At 46.0% G+C, this 26,631-nt stretch carries 17 protein-coding genes, 1 tRNA gene and 1 riboswitch; of the genes, 6 read left to right on the top strand and 12 right to left on the bottom strand.

Going from position 1 to position 26,631, the window contains the following annotated elements; genetic code table 11:
* Window positions 1-7 precede the first annotated feature (7 nt).
* The 9 genes from KIO97_RS00745 to KIO97_RS00705 form a co-directional block, all read right to left on the bottom strand.
* Window positions 8-1,732 carry a GspE/PulE family protein gene (locus KIO97_RS00745; RefSeq protein WP_285380511.1) on the bottom strand — a complete coding sequence of 575 codons (1,725 nt, stop codon included), beginning with the start codon at window positions 1,730-1,732 and terminating at the stop codon, window positions 8-10.
* A complete protein-coding gene (locus tag KIO97_RS00740; protein ID WP_005432784.1) occupies window positions 1,729-2,826 on the bottom strand; it encodes a lipopolysaccharide assembly protein LapB in 1,098 nt (365 codons plus the stop codon). The genes KIO97_RS00745 and KIO97_RS00740 overlap by 4 nt, the downstream gene beginning before the upstream one ends.
* Window positions 2,811-3,656, bottom strand: coding sequence for an ExeA family protein (locus KIO97_RS00735; protein ID WP_285380509.1), 846 nt, complete (start codon window positions 3,654-3,656; stop codon window positions 2,811-2,813). The genes KIO97_RS00740 and KIO97_RS00735 overlap by 16 nt, the downstream gene beginning before the upstream one ends.
* Before the next feature lie 42 nt (window positions 3,657-3,698).
* Window positions 3,699-5,333: a pilus (MSHA type) biogenesis protein MshL gene (mshL, locus tag KIO97_RS00730; protein WP_005432819.1), complete on the bottom strand. Its 1,635-nt coding sequence runs from the start codon at window positions 5,331-5,333 to the stop codon at window positions 3,699-3,701.
* A 20-nt stretch (window positions 5,334-5,353) separates the two neighbouring features.
* Complete coding sequence (locus KIO97_RS00725; protein WP_005533781.1) at window positions 5,354-5,683, bottom strand: hypothetical protein; 330 nt, start codon at window positions 5,681-5,683, stop codon at window positions 5,354-5,356.
* The gene (gene gspM, locus KIO97_RS00720; protein ID WP_038891137.1) at window positions 5,676-6,326 is read right to left on the bottom strand and encodes a type II secretion system protein GspM; all 651 of its coding nucleotides are present in this window, start codon (window positions 6,324-6,326) and stop codon (window positions 5,676-5,678) included. The genes KIO97_RS00725 and gspM overlap by 8 nt, the downstream gene beginning before the upstream one ends.
* On the bottom strand, window positions 6,323-7,771 hold the full coding sequence (locus KIO97_RS00715) for an MSHA biogenesis protein MshI (RefSeq protein WP_038891136.1): 1,449 nt from the start codon (window positions 7,769-7,771) through the stop codon (window positions 6,323-6,325). The genes gspM and KIO97_RS00715 overlap by 4 nt, the downstream gene beginning before the upstream one ends.
* A gap of 11 nt (window positions 7,772-7,782) precedes the next feature.
* Window positions 7,783-9,792: an RNase E specificity factor CsrD gene (gene csrD / locus KIO97_RS00710; RefSeq protein WP_285380504.1), complete on the bottom strand. Its 2,010-nt coding sequence runs from the start codon at window positions 9,790-9,792 to the stop codon at window positions 7,783-7,785.
* Window positions 9,793-10,039: 247 nt separating this feature from the next.
* Window positions 10,040-10,588: a single-stranded DNA-binding protein gene (locus KIO97_RS00705; protein WP_285380502.1), complete on the bottom strand. Its 549-nt coding sequence runs from the start codon at window positions 10,586-10,588 to the stop codon at window positions 10,040-10,042.
* Between the two features lie 293 nt (window positions 10,589-10,881).
* On the opposite strand from KIO97_RS00705, the gene KIO97_RS00700 reads away from it, so the two are divergent.
* The 4 genes from KIO97_RS00700 (at window position 10,882) to KIO97_RS00685 (ending at window position 17,376) form a co-directional block, all read left to right on the top strand.
* Window positions 10,882-11,526, top strand: a complete 645-nt coding sequence (locus KIO97_RS00700; RefSeq protein WP_240304971.1) for a LuxR C-terminal-related transcriptional regulator — start codon at window positions 10,882-10,884, stop codon at window positions 11,524-11,526.
* 164 nt (window positions 11,527-11,690) lie between these two features.
* The gene (gene galU, locus KIO97_RS00695; RefSeq protein WP_005432802.1) at window positions 11,691-12,563 is read left to right on the top strand and encodes a UTP--glucose-1-phosphate uridylyltransferase GalU; all 873 of its coding nucleotides are present in this window, start codon (window positions 11,691-11,693) and stop codon (window positions 12,561-12,563) included.
* Between the two features lie 138 nt (window positions 12,564-12,701).
* Window positions 12,702-15,524 (top strand): excinuclease ABC subunit UvrA, encoded by a 2,823-nt coding sequence (gene uvrA, locus KIO97_RS00690; protein WP_285380498.1) that lies wholly within the window; start codon window positions 12,702-12,704, stop codon window positions 15,522-15,524.
* Between the two features lie 67 nt (window positions 15,525-15,591).
* Entirely contained in the window at window positions 15,592-17,376 is a 1,785-nt protein-coding gene (locus KIO97_RS00685; RefSeq protein WP_285380496.1) for a PglL family O-oligosaccharyltransferase, read from the top strand.
* A 56-nt stretch (window positions 17,377-17,432) separates the two neighbouring features.
* Here the strand turns inward: KIO97_RS00685 and KIO97_RS00680 are convergent, their stop codons facing one another.
* Entirely contained in the window at window positions 17,433-18,554 is a 1,122-nt protein-coding gene (locus KIO97_RS00680) for an alanine--glyoxylate aminotransferase family protein (protein ID WP_285380495.1), read from the bottom strand.
* Window positions 18,555-18,777: 223 nt separating this feature from the next.
* Window positions 18,778-18,956: riboswitch (Lysine riboswitch) on the top strand.
* A gap of 123 nt (window positions 18,957-19,079) precedes the next feature.
* On the opposite strand from KIO97_RS00680, the gene lysC reads away from it, so the two are divergent.
* Window positions 19,080-20,432 (top strand): lysine-sensitive aspartokinase 3, encoded by a 1,353-nt coding sequence (gene lysC / locus KIO97_RS00675; protein ID WP_029789692.1) that lies wholly within the window; start codon window positions 19,080-19,082, stop codon window positions 20,430-20,432.
* A 67-nt stretch (window positions 20,433-20,499) separates the two neighbouring features.
* Here the strand turns inward: lysC and metH are convergent, their stop codons facing one another.
* A complete protein-coding gene (metH, locus tag KIO97_RS00670) occupies window positions 20,500-24,180 on the bottom strand; it encodes a methionine synthase (RefSeq protein ID WP_285380493.1) in 3,681 nt (1,226 codons plus the stop codon).
* A 189-nt stretch (window positions 24,181-24,369) separates the two neighbouring features.
* Between metH and KIO97_RS00665 the strand changes: the two genes are divergently transcribed.
* Window positions 24,370-25,695 carry a sodium:proton antiporter gene (locus KIO97_RS00665; RefSeq protein ID WP_047482403.1) on the top strand — a complete coding sequence of 442 codons (1,326 nt, stop codon included), beginning with the start codon at window positions 24,370-24,372 and terminating at the stop codon, window positions 25,693-25,695.
* Between the two features lie 812 nt (window positions 25,696-26,507).
* Here the strand turns inward: KIO97_RS00665 and KIO97_RS00660 are convergent.
* A tRNA-Asp gene (locus KIO97_RS00660) sits at window positions 26,508-26,584 on the bottom strand.
* Window positions 26,585-26,631 lie beyond the last annotated feature (47 nt).

The following is a 26,631-nucleotide window of genomic DNA, read 5'->3' as shown; positions in this document are numbered from 1 at the left end:
CACTTACCTACATGAAAATTGGGTCGGTTTTACCAGAAGCATCGCCCTCACCCAGAGCCATGACTTCATCCAAACTCACGGTACCTTGCAGCGCAAGCTCCATCGCAGAAGCCAATAGAGGCTTATAGTTTTCTGAGCGGCGCGCCACTTGAGCAAAGCCTACAGCATCATTGGCTCGTAGCTTGTCCATCATTTCATTTTCTAGCTCGAGCATTTCAAACACACCAACGCGGCCACGATAACCGGTCAGGTTACAGTTTTGACAACCTGCACCTTTGTGGAAAGTTGTGCCGATTTGATTTGGGAAGCGACCCGCAAGCCACTGCTGACGAGACTCATCAAGCACATCCGTTGTTTTACAGTCAGGGCAGACACGACGAACAAGTCGTTGAGCTACGACGGCACGCACCGCACTCGCGACCAAGTAACCAGGCGCGCCCATATCAATCATACGTAACGCACTGTCCACCGCATCGTTAGTGTGCAAGGTACTTAGTACTAAGTGACCAGTTAGTGCAGCACGGAGGCCAATCTCAACCGTTTCTTGGTCACGCATCTCACCGATAAGGATGATATCTGGGTCTTGACGTAGAAAGGTACGCAGCACTCGCGAAAAAGTCAGATCAATTTTACTGTTGATCTGCACCTGAGTAATACGCGGTAAGCGGTATTCCACCGGATCTTCTGCGGTGATGATCTTCTTGCCCGGCTCGTTTAATTCACTCAACGCACCATAAAGTGTGGTGGTTTTACCGGAGCCTGTTGGACCAGTAACTAGGATCATGCCGTGAGGGCGAGCAAGTTGACGACGAAGACGTGCTAACAACTCAGGTGGTAAACCGGAATCTTCAAGCTTACGCAAACCAGAAGATTGGTTTAGCAAACGCATTACTACTGATTCACCGTATTGCGTTGGCAAAGTCGACATACGAATATCGATCGATTGACCACGAACTTTGATATTGAATCGACCATCTTGAGGTAAGCGCTTTTCAGAGATATCGAGATGCGCCATTAATTTCAAGCGTAGTACCAATGCAGAAGCAATATTCACTTCGTTTAGAAGGGTTTCATGCAACACACCATCGATACGTTGACGTAAACGCAGCACCTTGTCGTCTGGTTCGATATGAATATCCGACGCGCCAACTTGAACAGCATCTTCAAACATCGAGTTAACCAGTTTTACAACGGTAACTTCTTCGCTGTCGCCTTCATCAATGCCGTAATCAAAGCCTTCAACATCTTGGTGCTCAGCTTGCAGCTGTTCAGCAAACGACGCGATTTCTTTGGTTCGGCGATAGTAGCGGTCAAAGCTTTCTACTAACTGGCGTTCAGGTGCAATGATGAACTCTAAGTCGTACTCACCTAACAAGTTCATCAATGACTCTTGGGTAAATAGATCAGCAGGGTCACTCATGGCAACACGCAGCGTGTCACCATTACGAGCCACAACCATGGCACGTAAGCGGCGAGCATGCACCTCTGGCAAGATCTGCACAGCATCAGCATCAACAGGCGCACGGCTTAAATCGATCAATGGTAAGCCAAGTTGCTGAGACAAAAAGTCTAACATCTGCTTTTCACTGATAAAGCCAAGATCGATAAGAGCGTCGCCCAACTTTTGTCCGGTGCTATGCTGAGCACTCAGGGCTTGCTGGACCTGATCTTCAGAGACAATACCCTCTTCAACCAATAGGTCGCCTAAGCGTTTTCTCAACTGAATTTTCATTGTGCGTTCTCCAGTTGCTTTAAAATATTCAAGCGGTCACGAATAAATGCCTGAGACTGATTCGAAATACCGACTTTGCCCAACGCCTTTTGGTAAGACGCAATAGCCGGAGTAAAGGCAAGTGCTCGCTCTTGTTGAATGGCTAAACCAAGCCACCAGCGGGCGTTTTCTGGCTCACGCTGAGTCAATAGTTGATAGCTTTCTAGAGCAATATCATTTTGTTTCTGCTTTTGAGCAAGTGCGGCTCGCATCGCTAAATAGTCGCGGCTTGGTGTTGGCGGCAAATGCACTAATGGGCTCAATGCGGCTTCTGGCTGATCTGCTTTTACCAGTAGTTTTGATAGCGCTAGACGTAAAGGCTGATTGTTCGGATCCAGAGAAATGCCTGTTTGCAGAATCTCATAGGCTTTTCGTGTATCGCCTTTACCGAAATACAATGCCGCAAGCTTTTGGCGAGCTTCAAGGTTAGTCGGTTGGTAGCGAAGCGCTTCACCAAATGCAGATAATGCAGTTTTCATGTCATTGGCATCCATCGCTTTATCTGCACGGGCTAATGCCTTTTCGGCGAGCTGTTGATGCGTGAGTTCAACCTGCTCAATACGCATTGAACTTTCATGAGAAACGTTCGCAGTTCGGCTGACGCCGTTATTTAGGCTAGCCAGTAAAATAGGCTGCTCTGGAGCAGTGCTTAGTTCTCTTCGCGGAGCAAAATCATCCACTTCTGGTGCGGGTTCCACGACAGGTAATTGCACAGTGACTTTAGGCTTCTCTATTCTTTGCGTGTAAACCACATTATCTAATTGAGGCGTCACCTTATTCGTCGGAGAGTGACTTACTGCAACCACTGGTGATGCTTCTGCAGCAATGTGATTTACCGAAGCGTCTGAAGTTAAAGGCACTTCTTCTATCGACGTGGGGCCTTGAGAAACCGCCCAACCTCCGACAGCTAAGCTTAAAGAAAAGCCTCCCACCAGCCACAGCCATGGCTTGCTTCGAGTAATACTTGGAATTTCCGCCCGAGTTAACTCTGAAGGCGACTCTTTTTCAGCAAGTTCTGATAATGCTTTATTGATGGCACTCAAGGTTGGCTCCATCCCCAAAATCTGGGAGTTTTAAACTTAGGTTTACGCGCATCAAAGGTGTCATGCATTGCAACGTAAACGTGTTGATTCTTTAATAACGTGCAACGGTCATTGAACGCAGTGAGCAGGGCTTTGTGACTGATTTGGTTGATCAACCTCGGGATGCCCATCGCCGAACGCCAAATCGCTTTCTTCTGCTCAATCGAAAAAATATGCGCGCCGTTACCAGCTTTGTCTAAACGATTGTTGATATAGGCGACACCCTCTTCAATCGAGAGAGGCCGGAGCTGACAACTAAACGTAATTCGCTGACGGAACTGACGTAGCTCGTGGGTTTCAAGTCGCTCATCCAGTTCCGGCTGACCAAACAACACCAGTTGAATCAACTTGTCTTGCTCGGTCTCCAAGTTGCCAAATAGGCGCAGCGTTTCTAAAGCTTCGGATGACAAAGCTTGTGCCTCGTCAACAATCAGTACCGTCTTTTTCCCCAAACTATGAATTTGGATCAAACGCTCCTGAATCAGTGAGACGACTTTGAGTGGGTCGGTATCTTCAATACCTAACTCTCGCGCAACCGCAAACTGTAACTGCTCGCCATTTAGTACAGGGTTAGGTAAGTAAACGAGTTCAACTTCAGATTCGATTTGCTCAATCAGCTTACGACAAACCATGGTTTTGCCCGTGCCGACCTCTCCAGTCACTTTAATCACCCCCTCACCCATTTTGACCGCAGCCATTATGGTTTGAATAGCCTCGTAGTGAGCTACCAACCCAAGAAACATTTCTGTATTTGGGGTCAGTGAGAAAGGTTGAACTCGAAATCCAAAATGCGACAAGTACATAGTCGAATCACAGAACCACGTTTACGACACTCCCAACGCTGATTACTCAGCGTCAGGGAACCACTCTTGTAGCAAATCACGTGAACGCTCTAGCTCTTTCTGCCATGTGTTCACGCCAACAACGGTTGGTTTAAGCAAAATAACCAGCTCTGTTTTTTGCGTCACATTATTGATGTTACGGAACAAATTACCCAGCGCAGGTACATCACCTAGGAAAGGCACTTTCGATACTTGCTCTAGGTTTTGCTGCTTCATCAAACCACCAATCACAACCACATCACCATCTTTGGCACGGATCACCGAGTCTGACTCACGAATGGAGCTTTTCGCCAGTGGTAACTGAATGTTTTGGAAATCACCACCAAGGTTTAGCTGTTTAATCTCTTCTTCTACTTCAATAACCGCAGGGTGAACGTGTAGGAACACGTTGCCTTTGTTATCGATTTGCGGCGTTACATCCAGAGAAATACCAGAGAAGAAAGGCGTCAGTTCGACTTCAGGGACGGCATTCGAGTTCTCACCGTTACCTGCATTACTAGAAAGCTCAGTCACGAAGTACTCATCAGTACCCACCTTGATGACGGACTTCTGGTTGTTCGCAGCAGTAATACGAGGACTAGAAAGTACGTTTAGGTCACCTTGCGTCGCCATAAAGTTCATCACAGCTTTAAAGTTACCATCGGAGAAGGTGACGTTCGTTTGTCCACCTAGAAGAGTACCAATAGCGTCTAGAGGCAGCTTAGCTGGATTACGATCAACCACAATACTGCCCGAGTTACCGATGGAGGCAGACATATTTGACCAATTGATACCTTGTTGATAGCCGTCGCTCAATGTTACTTCTAAGATCTTCGCTTCAAGAATGACTTGGCGCTGCATGCGCTCTTGCGACACGCCAAGGAACTCACGAACTTCGCGGATCTCATCAGGGAAAGCACGTACAGTAATCACACCAGCTTGCGGTGTAACAACAACGCTTTGACCTTTGCCTGAACCAATCAGGTTAGCAACCGCCTGCTGCAGCATTGGCCAGAAATCACTTTCAGTAATAGTCTCAATACGAGTACCGCCGGTTGATGTCGTAGAGCCATCACCATTATTGTTGTTTGAGTCTGATGAGTCAGAATCATCAGAACCGCCACCAGAATTAGAGGTACCAGCCGACGTTACAGAGCCAGTGACGATACTTGTCAATGAACGACCAGAACGCTTGAACTGAAGGTAATCCACAGGAATCGTCACGGTACGCATACCAGCAGGGTAAACTTGAATCACTTTACCTGACTTCACTACGTCATAGCCGTACATGTTCTGCACAACATTCAGTACTTCATCCAATGTGACATCAGAAAGGTCAACGGTGATATTACCTTGCACCGCAGGATGGATTGCCACACTGTATTCTGTACCTTTCACTAAAGAAGCAAAGAAGCTACGCGCCTCAACCGCGTTAGCTTGAACTCGAAAACGCTTCAAAGTCCCTTCTTTTGAAGACACGTTTGAGTCTAGATTCGGCATAAGATCGGCTTGCACAGAAGACGGGATATCTTCTAGTGCGCGACTGTTTGCTTCATTGATAGATTCATTAAGTACTTGCTTCACTTCTACCGGGTCACGGTGACCCATAGAACAACCCATTAAGGAAGCAATCACGATTCCTACAACTAATTTGCGCATATCTGATCAGGCTCTGGTTATTATTTTTTTACGTTTAAACCAAAAAGCTCTAGTTTCCACTGACGGTCACCACGCTTTAAAGTTACAAATTCACTGTTGATGCTCGCTACTCGGTAGCCATTGAGTTTTGCCCCAGGCTCAACAATTCGGTTATTTAAAATTGCCACACATGATGTGCTTGGTTTGCACACGATGCTGTTTAATGTTGGCAAGCGATGCTGTTTCGCTTTTGGCTTCGCTTGCTCCGCCGCAGGCTTAGTCCACCCCAAAGGTGCCGTTGGGTCTTGGCTCGCCAGACTGCTACTCGCGACTGTCGCAAATGCTAAAGAGATAATGAGTTTCTTAACCACCAATAAACTCCTCTCGTGAACCTAGGGTATACACTTCCAGTACAAGTTTTGCTTTAGGGTAATCTTCTACGTTGTAACTGAAGCTACGCCAGTAGTAACTTGCTGGTAAGCCTTCTAATTTCGTCAGGTAGTTCGCAATCGAAAAGTAATCGCCCGTCAGCTCCATGCGCACAGGGTGTACGTAATAGCCCGAGTATTGCGATGCTTCTTTGTCTTCTGTTATCGGCTCAGCTGGCAAAGTCTGTAGCGATACTAAGTGAATCCCGCTTTGCTGCTCTAACACACTTTCGAGCAAACTCGCCATTTGTGAAGGCGTAATCAAGTGTTCAATGATTTCAGAAAGCTGCATTGATAGATGCTGGCTTTCGGTCAGCAGTTGAGAGATGGCTTGATCAATTTCGGCATTCGGATCTTTCTTAAGCTGAGCTTGAATACGCAATATCTCAATTTCCGTCTGCTGATTAGTCAGTTTCGAATTACGTAGCTGTTTATCGTTGCTATTCACTTCATTCAGTTTTGGCTCTAGCACCAAGGTAAACAACAGCATGACGACCGTGACAAGACCACACAAGGCAATCAATACCTTTTCGCGTGCGCTCATCTCATCAAAACGCTCTTCTAACGAGGACCAGAATTCGTTCATTTCTCTTTGTCTCCACGTGTCTTCAATTCAAAGGTCACAATGTTGTCTTCGTTACGACCAATCTTCACATCATCAAAAGTACGTCCAACAAGACTAATTTCATTCTTAAATTGGCTCACCCAGTTAGGCACCGCACTTGGCGATCTTGCCAAGCCTTTGAGATCTAAAGTGGTATCGTCGATACGAATGGTAGAAAGAGAAATGTTGTTGCTGCCCAACTTAGCAAGAGACTGCATCACACCAGAGTATCCTGTGCGCTGCGAGTCATCGTATTTTCCGACGGCTTTGAGTGAGTCACGCTTCGCTTTCACTTCGCGTTCCAAACGTGCTTTCGCCGCCAATTTGTTGGTATCTGGTTGGTGCTTGCGAAGCTTAGCCTGTTGATGTTGCAACTCAGACTTCATAATGTCACCACGGCTTTTCACGATCTTAATTTCATCTTCGACGCCTCGGCTTTGCCAAGTAACATAGCCATAAGAGATAAAGATAAATGAAGCAGCAACACCCCAAGAGATAGCAACATTTTTAAGTGTTAACAGGTTCTTCTTCGGTTTAAGGAAGTCTGGATAAAGGTTGACACGTCGAGCACTCGCTGTAGCCGCCGCGGTGTCCGCCAATACATGACCTGATAGCTCATGCTCTTCTGCAAGCAGAGGAGACACCTTGGTGCTTAGACGGTAATTGAGTGATTCAACCAGCTCTTTCTCGTCTTCGTCATCACAACACACTTTCAATTGATGTAACTGGACATGACGCAGTTGAGAAGAGAGGTAATCTATCGATCGTTGCAGTTCCAGTGACAAACTGTCCATTTGTAAGTCACTTGAAGGTACGCCTGTTAATGGTGGCGTCACACTGCGAATGGAACGATGAAATGCAATGGTGTGCTCAACGAATGCGCTAATACGGAAGTGACCGCGCGAACTGCGTTGTAGAAGTAGGAAGTTGCCTAATTCACCCGAAGTGTCACCCCAGATGTCATCTTCAGGAATGATAGATTCAAGTGTAAGTTGTACTCGGTTGGCAAGCAGCACAATCTTGTCGAGGATTTTGCGCGACAATACATATGCTTGAACTTTATTTGAGTTAGGCAGTTCTACGGCATCAGCAATAATGTCGATAGCACGCTCAGAAATAAGCTCTTTTAACAAGAACGGCAACGCCGAAGGCCACTCGTTTCGTGGCATTGCTGGCTTGTCGATTTGGTACATCTGGTAATAGTTGTGAGAAAGCACAACCGCCAACGAGTCGTAAGAGCTAGCAGCAACACTTAGCGCTTGCTCACAAGCGCGCTCCCAATTTGATTCTGTGATTTCAAATTTGGACGGTCGACTGCTTTTCGTTGGTGATGATAAATAAACTGCGTCTGGCTGAATGACCAAAAAGCACGTACGACCACCAACCGATGACCGCTTGAGCTTATCGAGTACTGCTTTAAAATCCATGATTATTATCTTTATTTTTTTCGCCAGCGATTTCGTCGTCCCAATTTCACTTGAGAGTCCGCTTGAGAAATAATGGTTGGCTTGGATCTAGGTAGATACTGCTCTTCTGGAGAGAAATAACGTCCCTGCCCGCCATGAACCCCTAATTCGTTCAGGGTGTTCAATTCGTGCTTATTCTCAATTCCCACTGCTATTATTTTTGTTTTGCTGTTTGCGGCCGCACCCAACATACTGCGGACAAACAACTGGTTCTCATGTCTCTGATCGATTTTAGTTACCAAACTGCGATGGAGCTTAAGGTAACGAATGTCCACTTCTTTTAGATAATGGGTACTGACGATCGTGCGTCCAGCTTGCCCAATCATGACGTGACACTCTAAACCGGCCAGCATTTTAGCGACTGGTCGCATAAAGTCTAAGTGTCTTACAAATTGTGCTTCGACAAACTCAAAAGTGAGACACTTTCTTTGCTCTCGTGACAACTGTAAGAGTTCATCACGGAACCATTTGAAATATTCTCGTTGCCCAAAAGGCACAACATGTAAGTTAAGTACATAGCAATTAGAGCTATCAAAGCTATGTTTAAAGTCTTTTAAGAATTTATTAACCACTGCGCGGTCCATCTGCGCTTCATAACCGACTTGTCGAACGGCAGAAATAAAGCGAGAAGCTTTAACAATGCCATTTTCCGGATCACGAATCCGACATGTTAACTCTTCGTGCAAAGGTTTTTTATGCGCCACATCACTTATTAGATAGGCGAATTGTGCGTAGAGTATCACATTTTCAGCTGTGAGTGCTGAATCAAATAGCGTACGCCATCTCACACTGCCTCGTGCTTCCTCGTCGTGATTCCACTTCTTAAAGCGGCTCCAGTTGTTGTTATTTTGCAACTGGGCACTGCGCAATGCAGTCTCTGCTTCATCAATGATTTGACTATGACGTTCACCCTCTTTGTACATAGTGATACCGATATGGCACCAATTGTCAGCATCCAACGGATAAGGAGGGTGGAGTTTTTCTAGCTGGCGAATACATTGAGAAGCTAAGTTCGCCACGTCTTTGCCCGATTGATGAGGCAAAAACAATGCAAAGTCTGCATTGTAGTAACGGGAAAACACCGCATCTGGGTAACGCTGTACAAGGTTAGAAAGTAAGCTACCAACTTCAACAATAAACTCGTCGCAAGTTTGCTTATCTTGCTCTTCTTCAACGGATTTCCAATCTTGAATGCGGATCAGCATCACTGAGCCACGTGCACCACTTTCCAACAAAGCAGATTCAAGCTTGCTGTCAAACAACACTCGGTTGGCCGTGCCGGTCAATTTATCGAGGAAAGTTTGCGTACGGATAAAGGTATCGAAGCGACTGCGTTCTTGGCGAGCATCTTGAAGTTCTTCGATCAATACATCTAATGCCTCACTGGCAGTATAAGGCCATTCTCGCTCATCTCCTCTTGCGTATTGCTCGACTCGGCCCGCTAAAATCATTCGTCCACGCTCTTCGAGCATTTCCGATCCTGCGAGCTGTTCTTTGAGCCACTTAACACCATGCATCAAACAGAAAATGATCAGAACAACGGCAAGCGTGATTGACCACAATGCCTGCATCGAGTAGCCATAGCCTAAATAAGGAGGGATCGCTTTAAAGTAGATGACGTAGTCTTGGTTGTGAGTGAGTTGGTACTCATGCTCAAACAACACCGAGCTATCCATCTTATGAGAAGTATCTTTGAAACGGTAAACAACGGCGTTATTCGTCGACAACGTCATTTCGACAATGTTACTCGCCTGCAGCATCTTCGGCATCCAGCGCTGCATCGAATAGGCTGCGTCTGGGTCTTCCATCTCTTTATCAACTACTTCAACGATCCCTTCCAAATAATGGTTGAGATACTCTTGTCCTAGTCGTTTGAAAGAGAGGGTGCCACCGACAAACAAGATAAACATTGCGCATATAACGATCATAGTGACAAAGGCCACCAGCCGCGTGCTTAGCTTAAGAGTTGGGGTATACCTCATGAATACCAAATTCCTTTTCTATTCATCATATACCTTATTGAAATATTTATACTTGATAAGCCTTCACTAGACAATCGCATTCGCGTGAATGTGAGAAGCTGAGGCGGAAAGAAACAAGACATTATTCGTGATTTGAGAGTTACTGTCTTTTAATTACAATTTGAAATGATTGAGCCCGTGATACAAGCACGAAGATAATAAAAAAGCCGCGAAATTCGCGGCCTTTTAAATTCAATACTCAGTCGACTTAGAACGGAATATCGTCGTCGAAATCCATTGGTGGCTCGTTGTATTGCTGCTGTGGTTGCTGCTGTGGTTGCTGCGGAGCCTGTTGCTGTTGCTGAGGAGCATTGTATTGCTGCTGAGCTGGTTGTTGAGGTTGACCCCAACCACCTTGTTGCTGCTGTTGAGGCTGACCACCACCCATTGGTGCGCCACCTTGAGCACGGCCACCAAGCATTTGCATTACGCCATTGAAGCCTTGAACAACCACTTCTGTTGAGTAGCGGTCTTGGCCACTTTGGTCTTGCCATTTACGAGTTTGAAGTTGACCTTCAACGTACACTTGAGAACCTTTACGTAGGTACTCGCCTGCTACTTCAGCAAGTTTGCCGAACAGCACAACACGGTGCCATTCTGTTTTTTCGCGCTGTTCGCCAGTCGCTTTATCACGCCATGACTCAGAAGTTGCAATCGTGATGTTTGCTACTGCACCGCCATTAGGCATGTAACGAATTTCAGGGTCGTTACCTAGATTCCCCACCAAAATAACTTTGTTAATTCCACGGCTGGCCATGATGTGCTCCGTTTCACTCTGGATCTATATAAAATTTTAGCGCATAAGAATACACGCTTTGATGTTTTGATTAAAGCCTAATCCCCATTGTGTTCTGAGGCAACGTATTGTGGAATCGAAATCTCACTTCAAGCTCAAGGCGTAGCATTTTTGATTCGTTTTGCAGACATCGTTTCGTGAACCTTTGAATCTCAACGCATTTCTCCTCCCTTCCTATAGCTCTGAGTGATGATTGATGCCAACGTATCCGCGTTTTCGAACTCAAGAAACTTTACTCAAGGAGATTAAGGCGCGTGAAAAAATCGGCTTATGCGAGAAAACTTTTTCTAATCAGCATGGAAGAGGAAGCAGGGAAAAAGGTCGAAGCTCTGGAGAAGTATACAGATATCGACATCCCCGTCATTTCGACCCAAGCACTGATGGAAGCAAACCCGAAGCACCGCAATAAAATCTTGCTTATCGACTTCAGTGAGCACAAAGAGTTGGTTCTATCGATAAAAAACCTTCCCCTGATTTGGAAGAATTTCGAAACAGTCGTGTTCAACGTTCCTAAACGTTTGACGACAGATGAGCTATTGGCGTTTGGTCAATTGAAAGGCATCTTCTATGAAGAGAGTTCTCTTGAGCAGATTGGCGAAGGGTTAAAGGAAATCATTAATGGTCAAAACTGGCTGCCTCGTAATGTCACCAGTCAACTTCTCCATTATTATCGTAACGTCATTAGTACCCACACCGCTCCTGCCACCGTCGATTTGACCATTCGTGAACTGCAAGTACTTCGCTGCCTGCAAGCTGGCGCATCAAACAATCAAATGGCCGAAGAGTTATTCGTGAGCGAATTCACTATCAAGTCTCACCTGTATCAGATTTTTAAGAAGCTTTCGGTCAAAAACCGTGTACAAGCGATTGCTTGGGCTGACCAAAACCTGATGTCATAAAACAATGATGAGCAACACAAATTTTGTAAAAGTGGTGATTGCTCATGCTTCTTTAGGCTCCGATTCTCATATTTTTTCCTACTTAATTCATGATTCATATGCACCTCTCGTGTTAAAGTGATGCCCAGATTCTTGATTAAATAATGAGAAAGGATATTCCCCCAATGATTAAAAAATGTCTGTTCCCTGCAGCGGGCTACGGTACGCGCTTCCTCCCTGCGACCAAGTCTATGCCTAAAGAAATGATGCCTGTAGTGAACAAGCCACTGATTGAATACGGTGTTGAAGAAGCGATCCAAGCAGGCATGAACGGCATGTGTATCGTGACTGGCCGTGGTAAACACTCAATCATGGACCACTTCGATAAAAACTACGAATTGGAACACCAAATCAGCGGTACAAACAAAGAAGAACTGCTGGTTGATATCCGTGAAATCATTGACTCTGCAAACTTTACCTACATTCGCCAGCGTGAGATGAAAGGTCTAGGCCATGCAATCCTAACTGGTCGTGAACTTGTAGGTGATGAACCATTTGCTGTGGTACTTGCAGATGATCTTTGTGTGAACGAACAAGAAGGCGTACTGGCTCAAATGGTAGCGCTATTCAAACAGTTCCGTTGCTCAATCGTTGCAGTTCAAGAAGTACCAGAAGAAGAAACCCACAAATACGGCGTTATCTCTGGTGAGATGATCAAAGATGACATCTACCGCGTAGATGACATGGTTGAGAAACCAGAGAAAGGTACCGCGCCAAGCAACCTAGCAATCATTGGTCGCTACATCCTGACTCCAGATATTTTCGAGCTGATCGAAAACACGGAACCAGGTAAAGGTGGCGAAATCCAAATCACTGACGCACTACTTAAGCAAGCAAAAGCAGGCTGTGTGTTGGCATACAAATTCAAAGGCCAACGTTTCGACTGTGGTAGCGTAGAAGGCTACATCGAAGCAACAAACTACTGCTTCGAAAACCTATACCTAAAAGATGAAAAGAAGTCTGAGCTAGGCAAACACGCTACGAAGAAAGAAGCGTAACCAACTCGAACTTATTGATTAGAAAGCCCAGCTTAATGCTGGGCTTTTTGTTTACTGTTTTTTTGTCCAGTATTTTCTTTGCACATTTCTCACACTATGTAATACTTGCGTCACTTGGTTATACATAGAGCAAAAACGATGGATAAAATAGAAGTTCGTGGTGCCCGCACCCATAACCTCAAAGACATCAACCTCACTATCCCCCGTGATAAACTGATTGTCATTACTGGTTTGAGTGGTTCTGGTAAATCCTCTCTCGCATTCGATACTTTGTACGCTGAAGGCCAAAGACGTTACGTAGAGTCACTATCAGCTTACGCGCGCCAATTTTTGTCTCTTATGGAAAAGCCAGATGTTGACCACATCGAAGGTTTGTCTCCTGCGATCTCGATTGAGCAGAAATCAACATCACACAACCCACGTTCTACCGTCGGTACCATTACCGAGGTATACGATTACCTGCGTCTACTTTATGCTCGCGTTGGTGAGCCTCGCTGTCCAACACACCATACGCCTCTGGCAGCACAAACCATCAGCCAAATGGTCGATAAAGTCTTAGAGTTGCCAGAAGGCAGCAAAATGATGCTACTTGCTCCTATCGTGAAAGAGCGTAAAGGTGAGCACGTTAAGACTTTAGAGAACCTTGCAGCTCAAGGTTTCATCCGCGCACGCATCGATGGTGAAACTTGCGATCTTTCTGATCCACCGCCGTTAGAACTGCACAAGAAACACACTATTGAAGTGGTTGTGGACCGCTTTAAAGTCCGCCCGGATTTGCAGCAACGTTTGGCTGAATCATTCGAAACCACACTAGAGCTATCTGGTGGTATTGCTGTTGTTGCTCCAATGGAAGGCGATGGCGAAGAGGTGATCTTCTCAGCTAACTTTGCTTGCCCTATTTGTGGCTACAGCATGCAAGAACTTGAGCCTCGTTTGTTCTCATTCAACAACCCAGCAGGTGCGTGTGGCACTTGTGATGGTTTAGGTGTGCAGCAATATTTCGACCCAAGCCGAGTTATTCAAGATGAAACTCTGAGTTTGGCACAAGGTGCGATTCGAGGTTGGGATCAAAAGAACTACTATTATTTTCAGATGCTGACTGCGCTGGCGGATCATTACGACTTCGATCTTCACGCACCATTTAACTCTCTACCAAAGAAAACCCAAGACATCATTCTTAAAGGATCGGGGCGTACTGAAGTAGAGTTCAAGTACATTAACGATCGTGGTGACATTCGCGTTAAGCGCCATCCTTTTGAAGGGATCCTGAACACACTTGAACGCCGTTACCGCGATACTGAATCTAACTCGGTACGTGAAGAGCTTGCGAAATACATCTCTACTAAGTCTTGCTCAAGCTGTGGTGGTACTCGTCTACGCCTTGAAGCTCGTAACGTTTTTATCGCCGATACGACACTACCGGAGATTGTTGAACTCAGCATCGCCGACGCATTGGAATTCTTCCACACTTTGAAGCTTGAAGGCCAACGCGCCCAAATCGCTGAAAAAGTGATGAAGGAAATCAACGACCGCCTGCAATTCTTGGTTAACGTTGGTTTGAACTACCTCAACTTATCACGTAGCGCGGAAACCTTATCAGGCGGTGAGGCTCAACGTATTCGTTTAGCAAGCCAAATTGGTGCGGGTCTAGTCGGTGTTATGTACGTACTGGATGAGCCATCAATTGGTCTCCACCAGCGTGATAACGAACGTCTATTGAAAACTCTGACCCACCTAAGAGATTTAGGTAACACGGTATTAGTGGTTGAGCACGATGAAGATGCGATTCGTTGTGCTGATCACGTGATCGATATCGGTCCAGGTGCCGGTGTACACGGCGGTAACGTGGTCGCTGAAGGTACGATGGACGAGATCATTGCCAATCCGAACTCACTGACTGGTCAGTACCTCAGTGGCGCGAAAGAGATTGCGGTACCAAAAGAGCGTACACCACGCGATCCAAAGAAAACCGTTGAATTACTTGGCGCGACAGGTAACAACTTAAACAATGTCGACCTTTCCGTTCCTGTTGGCTTGTTCAGTTGTATTACCGGTGTATCCGGCTCAGGTAAGTCGACTCTGATCAACGATACCTTCTTTAAGATTGCTCATACCCAGTTGAACGGCGCAACAACGGCGCAACCTTCACCATATAAAGCGATCAAAGGTTTAGAGCACTTCGATAAAGTTATCGACATTGACCAAAGCCCTATCGGTCGTACGCCACGCTCAAACCCAGCCACTTACACGGGAATCTTTACTCCGATTCGTGAACTGTTTGCTGGCACGCAAGAGTCGCGCTCTCGCGGTTACAAACCGGGGCGCTTTAGCTTTAACGTACGCGGAGGTCGCTGTGAAGCGTGTCAGGGTGATGGTGTAATCAAGGTAGAAATGCACTTCTTACCTGACGTTTACGTTCCTTGTGATGTGTGTAAAGGTAAACGCTACAACCGCGAAACACTTGAAGTACGTTACAAAGGCAAGACCATTGATGAAGTATTGGAAATGACGGTAGAAGATGCACGTACTTTCTTCGATCCAGTACCTGCGATTGCTCGTAAGCTGCAAACTCTGATGGATGTAGGTTTGTCTTACATTCGCTTAGGTCAAGCGGCAACTACGCTGTCAGGTGGTGAAGCTCAGCGTGTGAAACTGGCTCGAGAGCTGTCTAAGCGTGATACTGGTAAAACCTTATACATTTTGGATGAGCCGACAACCGGTCTGCACTTCCACGATATCCAACAGCTACTAACTGTACTGCACCGTCTGCGCGACCACGGAAATACCGTTGTCGTCATCGAGCATAACCTCGATGTCATTAAGACGGCAGACTGGATTATCGACTTAGGGCCTGAAGGTGGACAAGGTGGTGGTGAGATCATTGCACAAGGAACCCCTGAAGATGTGTCTCAGATCGAAGGTTCACACACAGCTCGCTTCCTTAAGCCTATGTTGAAGTAGAAAAAACAGGTAAAGTACAAAGACCAGCCATCGCTGGTCTTTTTTCATTCAAAACAACACAATAACTATGGCAACTATACACGTCAGTGGAACCAAGCTTTCCCCAGGTAAAGTGCAAGTTCCTCTTAACCGCAAGTTTCTCATCGCGTTAGCAGCACTATTTCTGCTGGCGATGCATTTCTTCATGCCAAATCCGGGAGGCTCTGGACTAGCTCTGTCTTTCAATGCGACCACATGGATTGCGTTCAGCTTTGTACTCGGTATTGGCTGCTACCAACTTGCGACCAACCGTGTGTTACGTTATTCCAAATTAACAATCGGTCTGTTGAGCAGTTGTATCATCATGACGCTGCCCATTTTCTACCCCAACGCGGATAGTATGCTCGCTGCAAATAAGCTGATTGGCCTGTGGTGCGGCATGTTGTTCTTCGTCGTACTGCAACAATTCCATTTCAGTAATAAGCATCGCCAACGCTTATTGTGGTTTATTGTCCTTGCCGTTGTTATCGAAGCGATTTTCGGTTTAACGCAATATCTTTACCTTAAACCAGGAAACGTATTTGGATACGACACGATAGCTAACCGCCCTTATGGCATCTTCCAGCAACCCAATGTCATGGCGAGCTTCCTTGCAACTGGTTTAGTGATTGCCAGCTATCTACTCGCCAGACAACCTTACAAATATTCTCGTAAACTCAGCGATATTTACCTGTTGTACGCCGTACCTGTACTGACACTGCCTCTTATCGTTGCCCTTGCCTCTCGTACTGGTTGGCTAGCATCCATCATTGCTATTTTGCTGGTGATTCCATACATGTATCGCTTTGCAACACGTGCGCGCTTTGTTCGTTGGGTAATGGCTATGGCAGCAGGTCTAGCTCTGTCGGTTGTGGTAATAAATATTGCCTTTCCAGATGGAAGCGGCCTAGCCAGCGAAAAAGTGAACATGGAGTCACCGCGTGCTTACACTTTCCCACAAACATTGGACATGGTGATTGAGAAGCCATTCACTGGTTATGGTTACGGCAAGTTTGAGTCAGAATACATGCTATACACAGCACGCCAGCATGCACTTAATGAAAGCTATCCTGCGGGCTTGCCATCGATGGACCACCCACACAATGAGTTGTTGTATTGGGCAGTAGAAGGCGGACTATTACCAATTCTGGGGATCTTTTTGGCAATGGCGCTAGTGCTATATCGCATCTACCAAGCCAAACGCGGTACTCGATTAGCACTGTTGGCTCTGTTTATTCCAATCGTGCTGCACTCACAATTAGAATACCCCTTCTATCATTCATTGGTGCATTGGCTGATCTTTGTGATTCTTCTTTATTGGGTCGACCAACGAGTGTCTCGTTACCGCCAAGCACCGTTTAGCAAAGTAACCAAAAGTTTATTGCGAGTATGTAGCCTAGTCATTCCAGCAGTGTTTACTTTCTATATGGTTAGCGCATTGCACACTAACTATGTCTTAACCAAGTTTGAAACTACGCGCCCAACCAACCCGGATATCTTGAATCAAGTGACGAACCCTGTGGTTTGGAAAGATCGTTTCGACTGGGATGTATACAGTACTTTCTTAAACATCGGTTTATACAAGCAAGATCCAACCTTGATTCAGCCTTACATTGATTGGTCTTTGGAAATCATTAAAGACAAGCCACGCCCAGCATTTTACAACAACTTGATACTGGCATATCAAGGGTTGGATGACTCAAGCAAGGCAGAACAAATTCGCGCTGAGGCACAGTTCTTGTTCCCTAAAATTGATTTCAGTGGCGTCAACTATCAGCCACCTTCCCAAGCAATCTCTGCTTCACCAACACCGACGTCAGGTGCTAAGCAATAAATACAAAAAAGCGAAGGAATAACCTTCGCTTTTCTTTATCTCATTACCGAGGCAGTTTATTCAGTCAAAGACTCTTCTAAAGCTCGCAAACACAAAGCAACATTTTCAGGTCGAGCACCATAGCCCATCAATCCAATTCGCCATGCTTTACCAGCCAGCGCACCAAGACCTGCACCAATCTCTAGGTTGTAGGTTTCAAGTAAGTGATTACGCACTTTTGCTTCATCAATTCCTTCAGGGACATAAATCGCATTCAATTGCGGTAGTCGATACTCCTCTTCTACCACAAATTCAAAGCCTAGTTTTTGCAGACCTGCTTTAAGCTTCTCGTGCATTAACTGGTGACGCGCCCATGCATTTTCTAAACCTTCATTTTTAAGGATAAGTAGAGCTTCATGCAGAGCATACAAGCTGTTCACTGGCGCCGTGTGGTGATAGCTGCGTTTACCTTGTCCACTCCAGTAACCTAATACTAAGCTTTGATCCAAGAACCAGCTTTGAACCGGTGTCGTTCTTGATTGAATCTTCTCAATAGCTGCCGGAGAAAGCGTCACAGGCGATAAACCTGGAACACACGAAAGACATTTTTGGCTACCGGAATACACCGCATCTAACTGCCACTCGTCAACTTTAAGAGGAACACCACCAAGCGAGGTCACAGCATCAACAATCGATAACAGACCGTATTGCTTCGCGAGTAGACCCAGAGCTTGAGCATCACTTACCGCGCCCGTCGATGTTTCAGCATGAACAAAAGCAAGAATCTTCGCATCAGGGTGCTGCTTTAATGCTTCTTCAACTTTATCGACCGATACAGGGGTTCCCCACTCATCATCGACGACAACCGCTTCACCACCAGCACGAACCACGTTTTCACGCATACGCTCACCGAAGACACCATTACGGCAGACGATAACTTTGTCGCCCCTTTCAATCAGGTTAACGAAGCACGTTTCCATGCCCGCACTGCCCGGCGCAGACACTGCGATAGTAAATTCATTTTCTGTTTGGAAAGCGTATTTAAGCAGTTGTTTTAGCTCATCCATCATGGCGATGAAAAGTGGGTCTAGGTGACCAACCGTTGGACGGCTAAGCGCTTGTAAAACCTGAGGTGAAATATCAGAGGGACCAGGTCCCATCAAAATACGGTGCGGGGGGATAAAGCTTTGGATCGGCATGTCAGCTCCTTGATTGCAGTCATTCATCCTGAGCGTTATAAAAGTTCTATTCAAAAGGTTGGCTCAGGTATCGAAGTTTTCACCCTAATAGATTTTTCCTCTATCGGCAATTAGCCCTAAGTATAGAGGTCAAACCACTGTCACAAATTCGTTAATAAAAACTTTCATAATGGTTGAGATATTGGTTGACAATGTGACAGCAAAACCGTTCAATGTTTAAGCTTTATGCAGAAGAGGAGCACTGCCCAGGCAGGTGATTTGTGGAACCGCAATTCCAATACCAATCACTCAGGGGGAGTAGTGCCGAGGTAAGTCAAAGTTGCAGGATTTGACTTGTCGGTTGACGTGGGTTGAATCCCATCAACTGTCATCAGCGCCGTATGATGAAGAGCTTCTGAGGGTAAATTTTCAAATTACATTCTAACTACCTCTCTATTTGCTCTGTTCCTTTCCTCACCAAACATTGGATGTATTAGGCAACCAATAATTGTTGTTATTTTTTTCAGGAAGTCGTGGGAGAACGCAGTGAGCGCATTTAACGTAGCAAAATTCGGTGGAACCAGTGTTGCCAACTTTGAGGCAATGAGTCGTTGCTCCACTATCATAGAAAACAACCCAAATACTCGCCTTGTGGTTAGCAGCGCTTGCTCAGGTGTCACTAATCTCTTAGTTGAACTAGCAAATGGTGTTCAAGACCAAGAACATCGTGCGGAAGTACTTCAGAAACTAGCAGGCATCCACGAATCGATTCTGTCGCAACTTGAGGACGCAACCGAAGCTGCGGCAGAGGTTTATTCGATTCTTGATACCGTCACCAGTTTGGCAGAGGCCGCTTCAATCCAAGCAAGCACTAAACTGACCGATCATTTAGTCGCTTGTGGTGAATTAATGTCGACTCATATCCTTGCGCAACTAATGCGAGAGCGTGGTGTGAACGCAGTTCGTTTTGATATTCGCGACGTGCTAAAAACCGATGGTAATTTTGGTCGAGCTGAACCTAATGTCGAGACAATTTCGCAGCTAGCACAAGAAAAGTTAGTCCCACTTTGCCAAGAATACGTGGTTATCACCCAAGGTTTTATTGGCTCAGATGAAGAAGGTAATACCACCACGCTTGGTCGTGGCGGCAGTGACTACAGTGCAGCACTCATTGCAGAAGGCGTGAAAGCTGCAGGTCTAGAGATTTGGACCGACGTACCGGGCATCTATACCACAGACCCACGTATCGCCTCAAAAGCAGCGCCAATCCCAGAGATCAGCTTTAGCGAAGCATCAGAGATGGCAAACTTCGGCGCAAAAATTCTGCACCCTTCAACATTGGTTCCGGCACTTCGTCACGACATCCCTGTATTCGTAGGTTCGTCTAAAGAACCGGAAAAAGGTGGTACATGGATCCGCCACCAAGTAGAGAGCTCACCTTTATTCCGAGCACTTGCTCTGCGCTGCAACCAAACCATGGTGACATTACGCAGTGCTAACATGTTCCACGCATACGGCTTCTTAGCCAAAGTATTTGAAATCCTAGCGAAGCACAAAATCTCTGTAGATCTGATCACCACATCTGAAATCAGTGTGTCACTCACTCTTGACCAAACAGACACGTCTGGCGGTGCTCCTCAGTTACCACAAGCCGCGCGTGAAGAGCTTGAAGAGCTATGTAAAGTAGAAGTAGAACACGACCTATGCCTCGTCGCTCTGATTGGTAACAATATGAGTGAAAGCAAAGGCTACGCGAAGCAAGTATTTGGCACGCTAGAAGACTTCAACCTACGTATGATCTGTTACGGAGCAAGTCCACATAACCTGTGCTTCCTTGTTCACGAGTCCGTATCTCGCCAAGCGATTCAAAAACTGCATACTGAATTGTTCGAGCAATAAGACTGCTTTCATGTACTAATAAACAAGGGCTGCACATGGCAGCCCTTTTAGTTTCTATATGGTTTGGTTAACCGTTAATGTTCGGACCTAACCATTTCTCCGCTTCGATCCTATCCCAGCCTTTACGATCAGCATAGCTTTGCAACTGATCCTCTTGGATCTGAGCGATCGCAAAGTAACGAGAGTCAGGATGCGAGAAGTACCAACCCGATACGGATGCTCCGGGATACATCGCATAGCTCGATGTCAGTGACATACCAATGTTTTCTTCAACATTCATAAGCTCCCAAAGCGGTCCTTTTTCAGTATGCTCTGGACAGGCAGGATAGCCTGGAGCAGGTCGAATACCTTGGTATTTCTCACGAATCAGTTCTTCATTCGACAGCTCTTCATCCGTAGCGTAACCCCAAATATCTTTACGCACACGCTCATGTAGATACTCAGCAAATGCTTCCGCCAGACGGTCCGCTACCGCTTGAATCATGATGGCATTGTAATCATCACCCTGTGCTTTGTATTCGTCGGCAAGTTCGCGTTCACCGATACCGCCGGTTACAGCAAAAGCACCAACCCAATCGTGCTTACCAGACTCTTTCGGGGCAACATAATCCGACAGGCAGTAGTTGAAGCCTTTTGGTTTCTCCGTCTGCTGGCGCAAGTTATGCAGCACTTTCGCCACTTCTGTACGCGATTCGTCGGTGTAGACTTCGATATCATCACCCACGCTTGCTGCAGGGAACAGACCACACATGCCGCGCGCTTTGAGTAACCCTTCACGCTCAACACGATCCAATAACTCATTAGCGTCTTTGTACAGGCGCTGTGCCTCTTCGCCCACTTCTTCATGGTCAAAGATTGTTGGGTACTTACCGACTAGTGACCAAGTCATAAAGAAAGGTGTCCAGTCGATGTACTTACGCAAAGTAGACACTTCAAAGTCATCAAAAATATGGATGCCCGGCTTTACAGGAGCAGGAGGCGTATACTTATCCCAATCAATCGCGACTTTGTTCGCTCGTGCTTCTTCTAAAGTAACAGGCTTAGTGCGCGGCTTCTTACGGTTATGCTGATCACGCACGCGCTCATAGTCCGCATCCAGTTTTTCAACAAAGCCAGGACGAAGCTCGTCTGATAACAGTGATGTACATACACCAACTGCACGAGAAGCGTTATTGACGTATACCACTGGGTGTTTGTAGTTCTGCTCAATCTTAACCGCCGTATGTGCTTTGGATGTTGTTGCACCACCAATCAGAAGTGGAAGATCGAAATCAAGACGCTCCATTTCTTTCGCTACATGCACCATTTCATCGAGGGACGGAGTGATCAAACCAGAAAGACCAATAATGTCGACGTTTTCTTCTTTGGCTACCTTGAGGATCTTCTCACATGGGACCATGACGCCAAGATCGATGATCTCGTAGTTGTTACATTGCAGAACCACGCCAACAATGTTCTTACCGATATCGTGCACGTCACCTTTTACCGTAGCCAGTAAGATCTTACCGTTGGAAGACCCCGCTTGCTTCTCTTTATTAATGAAAGGCTCTAAGTGCGCTACGGCCTGCTTCATAACACGCGCAGATTTCACTACCTGAGGAAGGAACATCTTACCTTCACCAAATAAGTCACCCACCACGTTCATGCCGTCCATCAATGGACCTTCAATTACTTCAAGTGGCTTAGAGGCATTGAGGCGAGCTTCTTCGGTATCTTCGACAATGAACTCCGTAATGCCTTTAACCAGCGCATGCTCTAGACGTTTTTCTACCGTCCAAGTACGCCACTCTAGTGCAGAAGCATCTTCTTCTTTGCCGACCCCCTTTCCAGCATATTCTGCTGCGATATCAAGCAGTCGCTCAGTCGAATCATCACGGCGGTTAAGAACCACGTCTTCTACTGCTTCACGCAGCTTATCAGGAACGTTATCGTAAATTTCTAACTGACCCGCGTTCACGATGCCCATGTCCATACCATTTTTAAAACAGTGGTATAGGAACACCGCGTGAATCGCTTCACGAACGTAGTTATTACCGCGGAATGAGAAGGAAACGTTAGAAACACCACCGGAGATCATCGCGTGAGGCAAGTCGCGCTTAATGTCGGCAACCGCTTCGATGAAATCCACGGCGTAGTTATTGTGCTCTTCGATACCCGTCGCAACCGCAAAGATGTTCGGGTCAAAGATGATATCTTCTGGTGGGAAGCCGACTTCATCAACCAAGATACGATAAGCGTTAGTACAGATTTCGAGCTTACGTTCACGCGTTTCTGCCTGACCAACTTCGTCAAACGCCATAACGATAACCGCAGCACCATAGCGACGAATCAGTTTTGCTTGCTCAACAAACTTCTCTTTACCTTCTTTCAAAGAGATGGAGTTTACGATGCCCTTACCCTGAATACACTTCAGCCCCGCCTCGATCACCTCCCACTTAGAGGAGTCGACCATGATAGGCACTTTGGATATTTCAGGCTCAGATGCGCATAGGTTTAGGAAGCGAACCATACAGGCTTCTGCATCCAACATAGCTTCATCCATGTTGATGTCGATGATCTGAGCGCCGTTCTCAACTTGTTGTCGGGCGACCTCTAGCGCTTCATCATAGAGCTCTTCTTTGATCAGACGCTTAAATCGAGCAGAACCAGTAACGTTAGTACGCTCACCTACGTTGATAAACAGCGTCTCTTTTTCAATAGTAAGAGGCTCAAGACCGGATAAACGACACGCAACTGTAAGCTCAGGCAAATCACGAGGTTTCACGCCTTCAACTGCCATTGCCATATGACGAATATGCTCTGGTGTGGTACCACAACAGCCGCCAATTAGGTTGAGGAAACCACTCTCCGCCCACTCTTTAACGTGTTCCGCCATATCTTCTGGCGAAAGGTCATACTCACCAAAAGCATTCGGTAGACCCGCATTTGGGTGAGTAGAAACAAAAGATTCTGAAATACGAGAAAGCTCTTCTACGTATGGGCGTAGTTCGTCAGGGCCAAGTGCACAGTTCAAACCAAATGAAATCGGGTTAACATGACGAAGAGAGTTATAGAAGGCTTCCGTTGTTTGACCAGAAAGCGTACGTCCAGAAGCATCGGTAATGGTACCGGAGATCATCACTGGTAACTCGATACTTAGTTCTTCGAAAACACTATCAACCGCGAAGGCACAAGCTTTAGCGTTAAGCGTATCGAAGATGGTCTCGATCAGAATAAGATCAGAACCACCTTTTATCAGCGCTCGAGTGGATTCTGAATAAGCTTCAACAAGCTCATCGAAGCTGACATTACGATAGCCCGGATCGTTTACATCAGGGGAGATAGAACAAGTACGGTTTGTTGGACCAAGCACACCCGCGACATAACGTGGGCGCTCTGGCGTTTTTGCCGTCCACTCATCAGCGGCTTCACGAGCAAGCTTTGCAGCGGCATAGTTGATTTCCTCACTCAGGCTTTCCATCTCATAGTCAGCCATCGCGATCGTCGTCGCGTTAAAGGTGTTGGTCTCAAGAATATCAGCGCCAGCTTCTAAGTAAGCGCTGTGAATTTCCTTAATCAATTGAGGCTGAGTGAGCACCAACAAATCGTTGTTGCCTTTTAGATCACAATGCCAATCCGCAAAGCGCTCTCCTCGATAGTCTTGCTCTTCAAGTTTGTATCCCTGAATCATGGTGCCCATACCACCATCAATCAGCAAGATACGTTGCTTTAATTGAGCTTCAATCTGTTGTCTTACATTACTTCCCACAGTACAGCCTCATTCCTTTAGTTATCTCTCCATCCTATCACACAAATTAAAGGAGTCTAGACGTCTAAAATGCGAATTACTGATTATTTTGCCTCCGTCGAGTGACAAAATAATCTCGAAAAAATGTTTGCTATTTAGTCAACATCGTCCGAGAATTCCATTCATAAAATGTTACAAATAGAGAGCTCTATGTCGGTCTATCATACTTTATGTTTTCTATCTGCAGCCGCAATGGTTATTGCCTTTGTAAACAGTAAGATAGGAAAGATGCAAACCACCATCGCAATCACTGCCGGTTCGATGATTCTTTCACTCCTCATTCTAATCGCAGGCCAAAATGATTGGTTTCATCTCACCGAGATAGCAACCGAAACTGTGACCAGCATTAATTTCGAAGACTTTCTTCTCAAAGGCATCCTTGGATTCCTACTTTTTGCCGGTGGCTTGGGGATCAAGCTTCCTAACCTCAAAGACCAAAAGTGGGAAATCACTGTACTCGCTTTAGGCGCAACGCTCTTCTCAACCTTCTTCATTGGTTTTGTGCTTTACGGCTTCTGCCAAGTTATCGGTATTCAATTCGATCTTGTTTACTGCTTACTCTTCGGTGCACTTATCTCTCCTACCGACCCGATTGCAGTTCTCGCCATTGTCAAAAAGCTTAATGCCCCAAGACGTATCTCGACACAGATAGAAGGTGAATCTCTGTTTAACGACGGATTTGGCCTCGTGATCTTCGTGACACTCTTCACCATCGCGTTCGGTACCGAAGCACCAACAGTAGGCAGCGTTACACATCTGTTTATTCAAGAAGCTATCGGAGGCATTGTTTACGGCTTCGTATTGGGTTTGATTTTCCACTACCTAATCAGCGCAACTGATGACCACTCAATGGAACTGCTGCTTACTATTGGTGTTCCTACCGCTGGTTACGCATTTGCAGAATATCTTCACGTATCGGGACCGCTAGCAATGGTGGTGTCGGGCATCATGATTGGTAACTGGACGCGCTTTATTGGCTTCTCGAAAGAGAGTGAAGATCATCTAGACCACTTCTGGGAGCTAGTTGATGAATTCCTAAATGGCGTCTTGTTCCTACTGATCGGTATGTCGATGCTACTGTTCGAATTCCACAAAGAAGACTGGATTATGATGGCTATTTCAGTACCACTGGTACTCACTGCTCGCTATCTCAGTGTATTTCTCTCTTATATTGGCTTTAAGCGCTACAGAAAATACAACCCATGGTCAGTGAAGATCCTTACTTGGGGTGGTTTGCGTGGTGGTCTTGCATTAGCAATGGCACTATCAATCCCTTCCGGCATCTTGGTTATTCCGGAGAAGTTGATTGATGTAAAAGAGATCATCATGGTCATGACTTACTCAGTGGTAGTGTTCTCAATCCTTATTCAAGGCTCAACTATTACACCAATGATTGAGAAGGCAAAACAAGCAGAGAAAGAAATGGAAGCAGAAGGCTCAGTTGAGCCACAAGAAGCAAAAGCTTCTCAAGAATAAGTACTGTTATAATGATCAAACTAGGCAGCCATTTGGCTGCCTTTTTTGTGCCTAAAGTCTAAGGTGCCTACAACAAAAACAATACACTGAGGCCAACCTGCCTTAAGTAACTTCACGCAGCGCTTCTTAATCCATACTCATATACATAGACCAATGTAACACTAAGAGCAGAGTCGCTAGTAACTTACCAAATTGAAAAGAAGAAGTGCCTCCTCTCCATATAATAAGAACAACTCGGAGACTGAGCTGAGAATGAATTACGGAAGATAGGAGTCTTCAGGCTAAAGCCAACTCTACAGAAATTAGTGAAGACGACTAGACAAGAGCTATAGAGTTCATCTACTCAAACATCAAAATCTTTACTAGATAAGGATAAGACGATCTAAATGAGCTGATAAGTTTGAACCGATTACATGCTAGCTAAACTTTATTAGAGAATTTTCGAAGGCTAGGGTTCTAAATAAGAGGCGGAGCGGCTGGGCTTGCACTCAATTGGACTCGTACACAAGCGGGACTCATTGGTCATAGACCAATCGCAAATACGAAAAGACCACAGTATTTCTGCTGAGGACTGTAATAAGTGGCTGACGGCCGGGGTTGCGGGCAACCGGGACTCATTCCCTGAAAGGAAAATTATTATGCTCAAAAACGACGAAACCCAGTCCGGAGACTGGGTTTCTAAATAAGTGGCAGAGCGGCTGGGCTTGCACGCAATTGGACTCGCACACGAGCGGGACTCGTTGGTCGTAGACCAAAATAATAGCGCAAACGAAAAAGCCCTAGCATTTCTGCTAGGGCTTTGTCTGAATAAGTGGCGGAGCGGACGGGACTCGAACCCGCGACCCCCGGCGTGACAGGCCGGTATTCTAACCAACTGAACTACCGCTCCGCACTGGTTAGACCTAAAGTCTAAATTAAAAGCCTGGCGATGTCCTA

Origin of the sequence: Vibrio sp. B181a, from assembly GCF_030248375.1 — a bacterium.
GTDB lineage: Bacteria > Pseudomonadota > Gammaproteobacteria > Enterobacterales > Vibrionaceae > Vibrio > Vibrio campbellii.
The sequence above is the reverse complement of the archived record's forward strand: the minus strand, read 5'-3'. Positions and strand labels throughout refer to the sequence as shown.